We start from the raw sequence: 11,889 nt of genomic DNA on the forward strand, positions 1-11,889 counted from the left end.
TGATCGAACATGTGTTCGCCATCGTACAGGGTGGCAGTATGGCCGTGTGACCTCACCTGCGGATCCCCTGAACGCGGCCACCCAGCGCCTCATCGACGACGTCGAAGCGCTCTCCGATGACGAGTGGGCGGCCCCCAGCACGCTACCCGGATGGAGCCGCGGTCATGTCATCGCGCACCTCACCCTGAACGCCGAGGCGCTGGCCGGTGCCGTCATCGGCGTCATCGAGGGCGAGCCCCACCCGATGTACGCCTCGGACGAGGCGCGGGACGCCGACATCGCCGAGCTGGCCGCCACCCATCGCGATCCGCTCTGGCGGCGCTTCAAGGTGGCGAGCGCACGACTGGACGAGGCGTTCTCTGCCCTCGCCGAGTCCCCCGCCGAGGTCGTCGAGTCGCTCATCGAGCGGACGCCGGGAAGCGCACGTCGCTTCGCCGCCGGCGCGACGCCGGGGATGCGCATGAGCGAGGTGGAGATCCACCACGTCGACCTCGGGGTCGGGTACAGCCCGGCCGACTGGCCCGCGTCCTTCGTCCGCGAGGCTCTCGGCGCCGGCTTCTCCCGGCCGGTCCCGGGCGTCAACGCGCTGCTCGTCGCCTCGGACCTGGACTGGAAGCACCAGCTCGGCACCGGCGGCCCGACCGTCACCGGTCCCGCCCACGGGCTGGCGTGGTGGCTCACCGGCCGCCCGCCGTACGAGGGCATCGAGCTCAGCGTCGAGGGCGGCGACCTGCCGCGGATCGGCACACTCTGATGGGCTACACCGGCGAGGTGAAGCCGGGCGGCCCGGCCGACGTGCGCGAGCTGTCGGCGCTGACGATCACCAAGGTCGCGGTCGATCCGAAGATGTCCAACAACTGCTACGTGCTCCGGTGCGCCGCCACCGGGGAGCAGCTGCTGATCGACGCGGCCGCCGACGCCTCGACGCTGCTCCCGCTGATCGGGACGGCCGGGCTCGCCACCGTCGTGACGACCCACCAGCACTGGGACCACCACCGCGCGCTGGCTGATGTCATCGCGGTGAGCGGCGCAGCCGCACTCGCCGGGGAGCCTGACGCCGCTGCCATCACCGACGCGACCGGCGTCCCGATCTCTCGCACGCTCGCCCAGGGCGACACCGTCACCGTCGGCGAGGTGACCCTGGAGGTGATCGCGATCCGCGGGCACACCCCGGGCTCGATCTGTCTGCTGCACACCGAGCCGGACGGCACCCCGCATCTGTGGACGGGCGACTCGCTCTTCCCCGGCGGCGTCGGCGCGACCTTCGGTGACGAGGCCGCCTTCGAGCAGCTCATCACCGATGTCGAGGAGCGGATCTTCCAGCGCCTCCCCGATGCCACGCTCTTCTATCCGGGCCACGGCAACGACGGCGTCCTCGGCCAGGAGCGTCCCCATCTGGCGGAGTGGCGCGAGCGCGGCTGGTAGGCGCGGATCCGCGGGCACCGCTTGAGAGGTCCGCCCCGTGGGCACCCTGGCCTACATGTCGTCCGATGAGTCTTCCACCCGGCGTTACGCCGCCCTCGCCCGGCTCCTGCTCCGCCACGGCCGCTCCGACCTGGTGACGGGCGCGAACCTCGACGAGTACGCAGCCGACGACGCTGGCGTGGCGCCCGAGGAGACCACCGACAAGGCCGAGGCGTTCGCGGCGGACCTCGAGGCGATGGGGCCGACGTACATCAAGCTCGGCCAGCTGCTCTCCACCCGCTTCGACCTCCTGCCCGCCGCCTACACGACCGCGCTGAGCCGGCTGCAGGACGAGGTGGAGCCGATCGACGTCGATGTCGTGCGCGAGACGATCGCGGCCGAGCTCGGCGCGGACGTACGGCACCTCTTCGCGGAGTTCGACCCCGAGCCCCTGGCTGCGGCCTCGCTCGGTCAGGTGCATCGGGCGCGGCTGCACAGCGGCCGCGAGGTCGTCGTGAAGGTCCAGCGCCCCGGGGTCCGCGAGCAGGTCCGCGGCGACATGGCGACGCTGGCGCGGCTCGCCGCGATGGCGGACAAGGGCAGCGGCCTGGGTCGCACGTACGGGTTCGCCGGGCTGCTGCGCGAGTTCGAGAGGTCGCTGCAGCTCGAGCTGGACTATCGCCGCGAGGCCCGCAACCTGACCCGCTTCGCCGAGCTCGTCCGCGGCTACGACCTGCTGGTGGTCCCCCAGGCGGTCCACGACCTCACCACCGGCAAGGTGCTGACGATGGACTACATCGAGGGCCGCAAGGTGACCGATGTGGGACCGCTTGGCCTGCTCGACATCGATGCGCCGGCGCTCGTCGAGCAGCTCTTCTCCGCCTATCTCACCTCGATCCTGGACCACGGCTTCCTGCACGCCGATCCACATCCCGGCAATCTCCTCGTGACCGACGACGGCCGGCTGGCGATCATCGACCTCGGCATGGTCGCAACGATCCCGCCCCGGATCCAGGACAAGGTCGTGCGGCTCCTCGTCGCCATCGGTGACGACAACGGCGAGCAGGCGGCGAGCGTCCTGGCCGACCTGGGGCAGCCGCTGGAGCGCTACGACCCGGTGGCCTTCCGCGACGACGTCACCCATCTGGTCGCCGACGCCGTGGCCGAGGGCCCCGACCTGCAGGCCGGACGGGTGCTGGTCGAGCTCAGCCGGATCTCGGGGGTCCACGGCCTGCGTCCTCCCCCGGAGATGGCGATGGTCGGGAAGGCGCTGCTCAACCTCGACCAGAGCACGCTGCATCTCGACCCCGGCTTCGTGCCCGGCGACGCGATCCGCGGCAACCTGCCACGCATCCTGCGCGGTGGCCTGCGGACGTCGCCCGGCAACCTCGTCACCGCCGCGTTGGACGCCAAGGAGTTCACCGCCCAGCTGCCTCGACGGGCCAACCGCATCCTCGACAGCCTCGCGGACGGTCAGCTGCGGCTGCGGGTCGACGCCGTCGACGAGGAGCGCCTCCACACCGTCCTGCAGCGACTGGCGAACCGGCTCACGCTCGGTCTCATCATCGCGGCGGCGATCCTGGGCGCCTCCCAGCTGATGCAGGTCCCGACCAAGCACCGCCTGCTCGGCTACCCGGCGCTCGCGATCGTCCTCTTCGCGCTCGCCATCCTCGGCGGTGCGGCGCTGGCGGGCTGGATCGTGGTCACCGACCGCAAGGTCGCCCGTACCGAGCTGCGGGCGACCAAGGACGTGCCTCGGATCTGAGCGGGCGCGCCCTCAGCGCTCGAAGAGCTCCTTCAGCCGGTTGAGGTCCGCCGCCACCATCGTGGCGTCGCGGTCGAAGTCCTCGTCGCTCATGCCCGGCAGCTGACGCAGGGTGAAGACCAGCTCGCTGGCGTCGCCGTAGGCGAGAACGCGCAGCGGGTTGGAGACCACGTCCCCCGACGGCAGGCGGACGTCGTGGTCGAGCACGCCGAGCTCGTTGGGCGGCGCGAAGGTGAAGGTGATCGCACCCATCGGCGAGTCCGTCGCCCACGCCGAGCCGGTCCACTCGACGACAGCACCGGCCAGGCCGCCGGCCCACTGCGGCAGGTTCTCGGGGCGCGCCGCGAAGGCGTAGACCTCGGCCGCCGGCCGCGAGATCCAGACGCTGACGTGCCGCGAACGTGGGTGGCCCATGATCACTGCGCCGCCGGGAGCCCGGCGTCAGCGTCGAAGGCCGCGAGGAGCCAGTACGCGATGTCCACCCGCGTAGCCTGGCTCAGCCGCGGCCCCGGATCATGTTGAACACGCCGCGCGCCGACCCGGCGAGCACATTGCCCATCGCGTACTTGTCATCCCAGACCGCGACCTTGCCGTCGCGCACCGTGAAGGTGCCACACACCCAGAACGACGACTCCCAGCGGCCCACCCGCAGGAAGTCGGTGCGGTCCGTCAGCACCTTGTCGCCGTCGGCGGCGATGGCGTTCATGTCGGCCCAGAACTTCACGTTGCGCCGCTCCAGGTCGAGCAGCGTCTTCCTCACCCGCGCGCCGCGCAGCGTCGGCAGACCGGTGTTGCGCCACTCGGCCTCCTCGGTCAGCATCTCGACCGCCTCGGCGGCGCGGCCGCCGGCGAGCAGATCGAGGAAGGTACGGACCACGGTCACGGCGTCGCTCATGCCTGCGACGGTACCCACGACGATGTCTTCCTCGATAGCCCCGCGTTCTAGGCTGAGACACGTGATCGAGCTTCGCACCCCCACCCAGATCGAAGAGATGAAGCCCGCCGGCCGGTTCGTGGCCGACGTGCTCGTGGCCCTCAAGGACGCGGCCGCGGTCGGCGTGAACCTGCTGGAGCTCGACGCCCTCGCGCACACGATGATCAAGGACGCCGGCGCGGAGTCCTGCTACGTCGACTACCACCCGAGCTTCGGCGCGAGCCCGTTCGGCAAGGTGTTGTGCACCAGCGTCAACGACGCGGTCCTGCACGGCCTGCCGTTCGACTACGCCCTCCAGGACGGCGACCTGCTCAGCGTCGACTTCGCGGCCAGCGTCAACGGCTGGGTCGCCGACTCGGCACTCTCCGTCGTGGTCGGCAACGCCCGCCAGGAGGATCTCGACCTGATCGAGACCACCACCCGCGCCCTCGAGGCCGGCATCGAAGCGGCCCGACCCGGCAACAAGGTCGGCGACATCTCGCACGCCATCGCCGAGGTCGCTCGCGATGCGGGGCTCAGGATCAACACCCAGTTCGGCGGTCACGGCGTCGGCCGCACGATGCACGGCGACCCGCACATCCCCAACGACGGCCGCCCGGGCCGTGGCTTCAAGCTGCAGCCGGGTCTGGTCATCGCGATCGAGCCGTGGTTCCTGCACACCACCGACGAGATCTACACCGACAAGGACGGCTGGACCCTGCGCAGCAAGGACGGCTCGCGCGGCGCCCACATGGAGCACACGGTGGCGATCACCGCGGACGGCCCGCTGATCCTCACCGCCCGCGACTGAGCCCCGCTCCTCACCCTCCCTCGGGCAGCGCCACACTCGCGGCGGCCTCGCTGATCGCCGGCTCGTCCTCGTGGACGTACGTGCCGCCCGCGGCGAGAGACGCGACCGCAGCGAGCACGCACGACGCCGCGAAAGCCGGCCGCACGCCGCCTCGCGTTGCTGAACAGCCCCAACCATGGTCCGGGCTACGCTGCGAGCCATGGACTCGGCGAGGGAGGCAGTGAGCGATCCTGCCCGGATGCACCGGTACGGACCCGAAGCGGACAAGCTTGCGCGCCGCCTGGCGGACCTGAGCGTGGCACGGCTGCGCGACCCCGTCCCGCTGGACGGGACCGCCACGTACGAAGCGCTGAACGCCGCCGCCGGCGACACGGTCACGGCCCAGGGACTCGGCGGCGATGCCGTGACGACGCTGTGGGACGAGGTGCTCTCCCGCGCCTGCATCTCCACCGACCACCCGCGCTACCTCGCCTTCATCCCGAGCGCGCCGGCCAAGGCCGCGGCCGCGTTCGACATGCTCATCGGCGCCTCCAGCGTCTACGGCGGCAGCTGGCTCGAGGGCGCCGGCGCGGTCTACGCCGAGAACCAGGCCCTGCGCTGGATCGCGGACCTCGCCGGGCTGCCGGCCGAGGCCGGCGGCGTCTTCGTCCAGGGCGGCACCGCCGGCAACCTCTCGGCCCTCGTCGCGGCGCGGGCCGCCGTCCAACGCCGCCGTGGCAGCCGGCCCGTCCGCTGGGCGGTGCTGCTCAGCGAGGAGACCCACTCGTCCGTACGCCACTCGCTCGAGTCGGTGATGGACGTCGACGTGATCGTCATCCCCGGTGACGAGCGCGGCCGGATGACCGGAGAGGCGGTGGCAGCCTGGGTGGCAGCCGCCACCCCCGAGGAGCGGGAGGCCGTCTTCGCGGTCGTCGCCACCGCGGGCACCACCAACCTCGGCGTGGTCGACGACATCGACGGCATCGCCGACGTCTGCGAGGCGCACGACTGGTGGCTGCACGTCGACGGCGCCTACGGCGGCGCCGCAATGGCCGCGGCGTCCGTCCGGCATCTCTTCGCCGGCGTCGAGCGTGCCGACTCGCTCATCGTCGACCCGCACAAGTGGCTCTTCGCGCCCTTCGACGCCTGCGCGCTGCTCTACCGCGACCCGGTGCTGGCCCGGGCCGCGCACACCCAGCACGCGAGCTACCTCGAGGTCGTCAACGTCGACAGCGAGTGGAACCCGAGCGACTTCGCCGTCCAGCTGAGCCGCCGCGCCCGCGGGCTGCCGTTCTGGTTCTCCCTGGCGGTGCATGGCACCGACGCGTACGCCGAGGCCATCGAGCAGACCCTCGACACCGCCCGCGCCACGCACGCGCTGATCGACAACGCCGACCACCTCGAGCTTCTTGTGGAGCCGGACCTCTCGGTGCTGATCTTCGCGCGTACGGGCTGGACGCAGGACGACTACACCGCGTGGAGCGCCGACCTGCTCGCCCGCGACGTCGCCTTCATCACGCCCAGCCGGCATCGCGGCCAGGTCTGCACCCGGATCGCGGTGGTCAACCCGCTCACCACCATCGCCGACATCGCCCGGGTGCTCGACTCGATGCGCTGACCTGGGGCGACCCCTGCGACACTGTGCGCCATGCAGCAGGGACTGAGCGAGCGCGAGACCGACATCCTCGGCTTCGAGCGCTCGTGGTGGACGCACGGCGGCGGCAAGGAGTCCGCGATCCGCGAGACGTTCGATCTGAGCGCCGGGGACTACTACCGGATGCTCGGCGACCTGATCGACCACCCCGCCGCGATGGACGCCGACCCGCTCCTCGTACGCCGTCTGCGACGCCAGCGACTCACCCGTCAGCGCGAGCGATCGGCCCGCCGCAGCCAGGACTGAGCAGTGGGCCGCGCGCCGTACTGACCCCACGAGTAGTCCGAACGGGCTATCTAAACCAACCATCGTGATCATCTTGGCCGCTTGACCGTGACACTGTGTCGCGCATCGACCTACGCTTCATCTTGCCGAACCGCTGATGACCCGAGACGTCAGCGGTTCGGCTTTTTAGATCTCCAGCGCCGCGCCGGTGACTACGCTCGCCCCATGGCGTCCTCAGCACCCGGCACGATCCCCACCCGCTTCGAGCTCCGCACCGCGAGCAACCAGGCTCCCCCGCTGGTCGGGCACAACGTCGTCACCGGCGACGCGGCCCTCGCCGAGGCCGTACGCAGGCACGGCTCCGAGGACGTGCTCGACTCGCTGGTGCCGCTCGGCGCCGAGGCCGGCACCGCTGACGCCCGTGAGCACGGCCTGCTGGCCAACACCCATCACCCGGAGCTGGTCAACTACGACCGCTTCGGCAACCGCGTCGACGAGATCCGCTTCCACCCGTCGTGGCACTGGCTGATGGAGCGCGCGGTCGGGCACGGCCTGGCCGCGGCGCCCTGGGAGCAGCAGGCCGGCGGAGACGCCCACGCGCACCTGCGTCGCGCCGCCGGTTTCCTGGCCTGGTCGCAGACCGAGCCCGGCCACGGCTGCCCGATCTCGATGACGTACGCCGCCGTGCCCGCGCTGCGCGCCGACGCCGCCCTCGCGGTGGAGTGGACGCCGCTGCTCGCCTCGCTGCGCTACGACCCGGGGATGCGCCCCGCGAGCGCCAAGCTCGGTGCGCTGGCCGGGATGGGGATGACCGAGAAGCAGGGCGGCTCGGACGTACGCGCGAACGTGACGACCGCCCGCCCGACCGGGACCGACGGCGAGTACACGCTGCACGGGCACAAGTGGTTCACCTCCGCCCCGCAGAACGACCTCTTCCTCGTCCTGGCGCAGGCGCCCGGCGGGGTCACCTGCTTCGTCCTCCCCCGCGTCCTGCCCGACGGCAGCCCCAACCGGATGGACGTCGTGCGGCTCAAGGACAAGCTGGGCAATCGCTCCAACGCCTCGTCGGAGCTCGAGTTCGACGGCACCGTGGTGCGCCGTCTGGGCGACGAGGGCCGCGGGGTGCGCACCATCATCGAGATGGTCGCCGCCACCCGGCTCGACTGTGTGGTCGGCTCGGCCTCCCTGATGCGCAAGGCCGTCGCGGAGGCGTCGTGGCACGTCGCGCACCGCTCGGCGTTCGGTGGGCTGCTGGCCGACAAGCCACTGATGCGCAACGTCATCGCCGACCTCGCGGTCGAGTCCGAGGCCGCCACCGCCCTCGCGATGCGCCTGGCGGCCGCGGTCGACCGCGCCGAGACCCCGCACGAGGCGGCCCTGCGCCGCATCGCGCTCCCGCTGGCGAAGTTCTGGGTCTGCAAGCGCACCCCCGGCATGGTCGCCGAGGCGCTGGAGTGCCTGGGCGGCAACGGGTACGTCGAGGAGTCCGGGCTGCCGCTGCTCTACCGCGAGGCGCCGCTCAACTCGGTGTGGGAGGGCTCCGGCAACGTCAACGCCCTCGACGTGCTGCGCGCGCTGACCCGCGAGCCGGAGGTGCTCGACGCCTATCTCACCGAGATCGGCTCCGCCCGCGGCGCCGACGCCCGGCTGGATCGATCGATCGACCATTTGCTCGCCATGCTCGGCACCTTGATGGGCTCCCCGGAGGAGCTGGAGGCCTCGGCGCGGCGCCTCGCGGGCCGGATGGCCGCGGTGCTGCAGGGCTCGCTGCTGGTTCGGTACGCACCCGCCGAGGTCGCCGACGTCTTCTGCGCCTCGCGCCTCGGCTGGGCGGACGGCAACGGCCACGACGGCACGTACGGCATGCTCGCCGGCGGCGACCTCGCCGCGATCGTCGAGCGCACCACGCCGATGTCCGCGTGAGCGTCCCTGCCGTGTCCGCGGTCCGGATGGGCACGCCCACCGGGCGGGCCGTCGTCGCGGCGGCGACCCTCGGCTCGGGCATGGCCCTGCTCGACGGGACCGTGGTCAACGTCGCGCTGCGCCGCATCGGCGAGGACCTCGACGCCTCGCTGCAGCAGCTGCAGTGGATCACCAACGCCTACCTGCTGACCCTGGCCAGCCTCATCCTGCTGGGCGGCTCGTTCGGCGACCGCTTCGGCCGACGGCGCGTCTTCGTGATCGGCGTGGTCTGGTTCGCCGTGGCGTCGCTGGCGTGCGGCCTCGCGCCCGACGTGGAGGTGCTGATCGCCGCCCGCGCGCTCCAGGGCATCGGCGGCGCGCTGCTGACGCCGGGCAGCCTGGCGATGATCCAGGGCGCCTTCACCCCCGAGGACCGGGCGCCGGCGATCGGCGCCTGGTCCGGACTCGGCAGCATCGCGGCCGCGATCGGGCCCTTTGTCGGCGGCGCCCTGATCGACTACGCGAGCTGGCGCTGGATCTTCCTGCTCAACCTCCCGCTGGCCGCGATCACCGTCCTGATCGCGGTGCGGGCGGTGCCGGAGACCCGCGACCCGCGCGCGTCCTCCCGCTTCGACCTGTCGGGCGCGGTGCTCGCCGCCCTCGCGCTCGGCGCCACGACGTACGCGCTCATCGAGTGGGGCAGCACGGCCGCCGTCGTCGCTGCGATCCTCGGCGTCACCGCAGGCGTCGCGTTCGTGGTGGTCGAGGCGCGTGAGCCCGAGCCGATGCTGGACCTGCGGCTCTTCCACGACGTCACCTTCAGTGCCTCCAACGCGATGACCCTGCTGGTCTACGGCGCTCTCGGGGCACTGACCTTCTTCGTCGTGCTCGAGTTGCAGACCGCGGCCGGCTGGTCCGCGCTCGCCGCCGGTGCCGCGTTCGTTCCGCTCACTCTCGTGATGGTCCTCCTCGCCTCCGCGGGCGGCCGGCTCGGCCAGCGGATCGGGCCGCGGCTCCCGATGAGCGTCGGCCCGCTCGTGATGGCGCTCGGGACGCTCGCGATGACCCGGATCGGGCCCGACGTGGACTTCTGGGTCGACGTCCTCCCGGCTGTCATCGTGTTCGGTCTCGGCCTCGCGATCATGGTGGCCCCGCTGACCGCGACGGTGCTGGCCGCGGCGCCCGACGAGCAGGCCGGGCTGGCCAGCGGCGTGAACAACGCGGTCGCCCGCGCCGGATCGCTCCTCGCGGTGGCGGCCCTCCCGATCGCGGTCGGGCTCGGGGGCGACGACTACGCCGACCCAGGCGCCTTCGACGGCGCCTTCCACCATGCGATGCTGATCTGCGCCGGCCTCCTGGTCGCCGGTGGCGCCCTGTCCTGGCTCACCATCCGTCGGCCCGAGAGGATGGGCTCGTGATCACGATCGACGTCACCGCCGCCGAGCCGCCGTACGAGCAGGTCAAGGCGCAGATCACCGGCCAGGCGGCGAGCGGCGCGCTGGCCGCGGGCACCCGCCTCCCGCCGGTGCGACAGCTCGCCGAGGAGCTCGGGCTGGCCGCGAACACGGTCGCCAAGGCCTACCGCGAGCTCGAGCAGGCCGGCGTCATCGAGACCCGTGGTCGCGCCGGCAGCTTCGTCACCGGGCCCGGCGTGGATCGGGAGGCGCGTGCCGCGGCCGCCGCGTACGTCGCCCGCGTCTCGGCGCTGGGGCTCACCCCCGCCGAGGCGCTCCAGCACATCCAGCGGGCGCTCGACGTGGCCTAGGGGCCGGGAGCCGGAGTGCCGCTGACGCACGCCCGGGTTCCCTCATCCGGACCTCCTACCTTCCGGTAGGTTGCCGCCATGGAGACGCTGGTCACACACGGACACCGGGCGACCGGCCTGTTCGACGTCCGCCCCACCCGGGTCAACCCGCTCGACGCGTTCCCAGCGCCCCGCCGCGCGGTCCAGCGCCTGCGCCTCAAGGAGTGGATCGGCTGGACCTTCATGCACCCGGAGCTGTCGGCCTCGATGATCCTCCAGGACGCGAACTACCTGGCCAGCTCGGAGATCTACGTCCGCGACGCCGTCTCCCAGCGGCTGACCCAGCACAGCGCGAGCGCGCGCGGCGGCAGCCTGCAGCTGCCGGAGGCGTTCTACGGCAGCTCGCCGAAGATCGACAGGCCCGGCTACCGGATCGCCTACGACCTCGGGCCGCTCGGCGGCATCCACCGGCTCCACGTCGACATCGCGGCCAAGGGCGACGAGCCGGCCATCCGTGCCGAGCTCGAGCTGGACGGCGCCGGCTCCTCGGCGCCGCTCTCGGTGAGCCAGCCGCTGCTCCCCCGCGGCCAGATGTACACCCATAAGCTCGTCTTCCCGGTCTCCGGCTCGCTGAGCGTCGGCGAGCACACCTACGAGTTCCGGGCCGACCGCGACCTGGTCATCCTCGACGAGCACAAGACGTTCCTGCCGTACCGGACACACTGGCTGTGGGGCACGTTCGCCGAACGGCACGAGGACGGCATCGTCGGCGCGAACTTCTGCGAGCGACCCGACGCTCCCGGCACGCCCGGCGAGTCCTGCCTGTGGCTGCCCGACCCGTCCGGCCGGCCGGCCTGCATCGGCCTCGACGAGGTCGCCTTCGTCGCCGAGTCCGACGAGCCGCTCGCCCGCTGGCACGGCTTCTCCCACGACGGCCTGCTCGACGTCACCTTCACCCCCGACGGCCGCAAGGACGTCAAGCATCAGCTCCTGGTGGCCGCGATCGACTACTGGCAGCTCTATGGCACCTGGTCCGGCACGGTGGCCGGCCGGCGCGTCACGCAGGTCCGTGGCGTGATGGAGAAGATGGACGCCCGGCTCTGAGCCTGACATGACACCAGCCCCCGTCGCCTCGGCGACCGGGGCTGGTGTGTCGTACCGGTCTCGCCGGTCAGGCGACCTCCTTCCACGGGTTGTGCTCGGAGAGGATCTTGTCGACCCGCGCCTGCTCGAGACGGGCGGTGACCGAGAGGCTCTCCTGGGCGTCGCGAACGCACTTGGCCAGCGAGAACGTCGAGGTCGTCAGGAACAGCGTGCCGAGGGCGAGGAACGCCTTGGGCCACGGCGCGCTCGGCAGCAGGTAGATCGCGAGCAGCATGGCGAAGAGCGCGGCGCCGAAGGCGATCGCGCTCTGCATGTAGAAGGCGGCGGTGTTCTTGGCGGAGGGAGTGTGGTTGTCCATGCGCCGAGTCTTCGCGGATCCGGCGTTGCC

The 11,889-nt window shown here is 72.0% G+C and carries 14 protein-coding genes; 10 read left to right on the forward strand and 4 right to left on the reverse strand.

The genetic code is table 11. The features are described from left to right. The first annotated feature begins 46 nt into the window (after positions 1–46). The 3 genes from KSO98_RS03630 to KSO98_RS03640 are packed head-to-tail and all read left to right on the forward strand — an operon-like array spanning position 47 to position 3,169. Positions 47–754, forward strand: a complete 708-nt coding sequence (locus KSO98_RS03630) for a maleylpyruvate isomerase family mycothiol-dependent enzyme (RefSeq protein WP_225283547.1) — start codon at positions 47–49, stop codon at positions 752–754. Then, the gene (locus tag KSO98_RS03635) at positions 754–1,425 is read left to right on the forward strand and encodes an MBL fold metallo-hydrolase (RefSeq protein WP_225283549.1); all 672 of its coding nucleotides are present in this window, start codon (positions 754–756) and stop codon (positions 1,423–1,425) included. Before KSO98_RS03630 ends, KSO98_RS03635 begins: the two co-directional genes overlap by 1 nt. Before the next feature lie 55 nt (positions 1,426–1,480). Beyond that, the gene (locus tag KSO98_RS03640) at positions 1,481–3,169 is read left to right on the forward strand and encodes an ABC1 kinase family protein (protein ID WP_225283551.1); all 1,689 of its coding nucleotides are present in this window, start codon (positions 1,481–1,483) and stop codon (positions 3,167–3,169) included. Positions 3,170–3,181: 12 nt separating this feature from the next. Here KSO98_RS03640 and KSO98_RS03645 read toward each other — a convergent pair whose 3' ends face one another. Together KSO98_RS03645 and KSO98_RS03650 are read right to left on the reverse strand one after the other, a co-directional pair. Continuing rightward, complete coding sequence (locus tag KSO98_RS03645; RefSeq protein ID WP_225283553.1) at positions 3,182–3,583, reverse strand: SRPBCC family protein; 402 nt, start codon at positions 3,581–3,583, stop codon at positions 3,182–3,184. A gap of 82 nt (positions 3,584–3,665) precedes the next feature. Continuing rightward, positions 3,666–4,064, reverse strand: a complete 399-nt coding sequence (locus KSO98_RS03650) for a limonene-1,2-epoxide hydrolase family protein (protein ID WP_225283554.1) — start codon at positions 4,062–4,064, stop codon at positions 3,666–3,668. 61 nt (positions 4,065–4,125) lie between these two features. On the opposite strand from KSO98_RS03650, the gene map reads away from it, so the two are divergent. After that, positions 4,126–4,893 carry a type I methionyl aminopeptidase gene (gene map / locus KSO98_RS03655; protein WP_225283555.1) on the forward strand — a complete coding sequence of 256 codons (768 nt, stop codon included), beginning with the start codon at positions 4,126–4,128 and terminating at the stop codon, positions 4,891–4,893. Positions 4,894–4,903: 10 nt separating this feature from the next. Here map and KSO98_RS18405 read toward each other — a convergent pair whose 3' ends face one another. Further along, positions 4,904–5,038: a hypothetical protein gene (locus tag KSO98_RS18405; RefSeq protein WP_263642329.1), complete on the reverse strand. Its 135-nt coding sequence runs from the start codon at positions 5,036–5,038 to the stop codon at positions 4,904–4,906. 54 nt (positions 5,039–5,092) lie between these two features. Here KSO98_RS18405 and KSO98_RS03660 point away from each other — a divergent pair, with 54 nt between their 5' ends. The 6 genes from KSO98_RS03660 (at position 5,093) to KSO98_RS03685 (ending at position 11,501) form a co-directional block, all read left to right on the forward strand. Then, positions 5,093–6,490, forward strand: a complete 1,398-nt coding sequence (locus tag KSO98_RS03660) for a pyridoxal phosphate-dependent decarboxylase family protein (RefSeq protein ID WP_225283556.1) — start codon at positions 5,093–5,095, stop codon at positions 6,488–6,490. Positions 6,491–6,520: 30 nt separating this feature from the next. Continuing rightward, on the forward strand, positions 6,521–6,772 hold the full coding sequence (locus KSO98_RS03665; protein ID WP_225283557.1) for a DUF3263 domain-containing protein: 252 nt from the start codon (positions 6,521–6,523) through the stop codon (positions 6,770–6,772). Positions 6,773–6,976: 204 nt separating this feature from the next. After that, on the forward strand, positions 6,977–8,674 hold the full coding sequence (locus tag KSO98_RS03670; RefSeq protein ID WP_225283558.1) for an acyl-CoA dehydrogenase family protein: 1,698 nt from the start codon (positions 6,977–6,979) through the stop codon (positions 8,672–8,674). Next, the gene (locus KSO98_RS03675; RefSeq protein ID WP_225283559.1) at positions 8,671–10,071 is read left to right on the forward strand and encodes an MFS transporter; all 1,401 of its coding nucleotides are present in this window, start codon (positions 8,671–8,673) and stop codon (positions 10,069–10,071) included. Before KSO98_RS03670 ends, KSO98_RS03675 begins: the two co-directional genes overlap by 4 nt. Beyond that, on the forward strand, positions 10,068–10,418 hold the full coding sequence (locus KSO98_RS03680; RefSeq protein WP_225283560.1) for a GntR family transcriptional regulator: 351 nt from the start codon (positions 10,068–10,070) through the stop codon (positions 10,416–10,418). The genes KSO98_RS03675 and KSO98_RS03680 overlap by 4 nt, the downstream gene beginning before the upstream one ends. A gap of 78 nt (positions 10,419–10,496) precedes the next feature. Beyond that, positions 10,497–11,501, forward strand: coding sequence for a DUF2804 family protein (locus tag KSO98_RS03685; protein WP_225283561.1), 1,005 nt, complete (start codon positions 10,497–10,499; stop codon positions 11,499–11,501). Positions 11,502–11,568: 67 nt separating this feature from the next. On the opposite strand, the gene KSO98_RS03690 is transcribed toward KSO98_RS03685, so the two are convergent. Further along, positions 11,569–11,859: a YiaA/YiaB family inner membrane protein gene (locus tag KSO98_RS03690; RefSeq protein WP_225283562.1), complete on the reverse strand. Its 291-nt coding sequence runs from the start codon at positions 11,857–11,859 to the stop codon at positions 11,569–11,571. Between the last annotated feature and the right edge of the window lie 30 nt (positions 11,860–11,889).

The sequence above is a fragment of the Nocardioides nematodiphilus genome (assembly GCF_020216525.1).
Taxonomy (GTDB): Bacteria; Actinomycetota; Actinomycetes; order Propionibacteriales; family Nocardioidaceae; genus Nocardioides; species Nocardioides nematodiphilus.

What these genes read in the sequence shown, in the direction of transcription:
- KSO98_RS03670 (WP_225283558.1), top strand. Translation starts at nt 6,977, where the DNA reads ATGGCGTCCTCAGCACCCGGCACGATCCCCACCCGCTTCGAGCTCCGC.
- KSO98_RS03640 (WP_225283551.1), top strand. Translation starts at nt 1,481, where the DNA reads ATGTCGTCCGATGAGTCTTCCACCCGGCGTTACGCCGCCCTCGCCCGG.
- KSO98_RS03650 (WP_225283554.1), bottom strand. Translation starts at nt 4,064, where the DNA reads ATGAGCGACGCCGTGACCGTGGTCCGTACCTTCCTCGATCTGCTCGCC.
- KSO98_RS03660 (WP_225283556.1), top strand. Translation starts at nt 5,093, where the DNA reads ATGGACTCGGCGAGGGAGGCAGTGAGCGATCCTGCCCGGATGCACCGG.
- KSO98_RS03635 (WP_225283549.1), top strand. Translation starts at nt 754, where the DNA reads ATGGGCTACACCGGCGAGGTGAAGCCGGGCGGCCCGGCCGACGTGCGC.
- KSO98_RS03665 (WP_225283557.1), top strand. Translation starts at nt 6,521, where the DNA reads ATGCAGCAGGGACTGAGCGAGCGCGAGACCGACATCCTCGGCTTCGAG.
- KSO98_RS03685 (WP_225283561.1), top strand. Translation starts at nt 10,497, where the DNA reads ATGGAGACGCTGGTCACACACGGACACCGGGCGACCGGCCTGTTCGAC.
- KSO98_RS03645 (WP_225283553.1), bottom strand. Translation starts at nt 3,583, where the DNA reads ATGGGCCACCCACGTTCGCGGCACGTCAGCGTCTGGATCTCGCGGCCG.
- KSO98_RS03690 (WP_225283562.1), bottom strand. Translation starts at nt 11,859, where the DNA reads ATGGACAACCACACTCCCTCCGCCAAGAACACCGCCGCCTTCTACATG.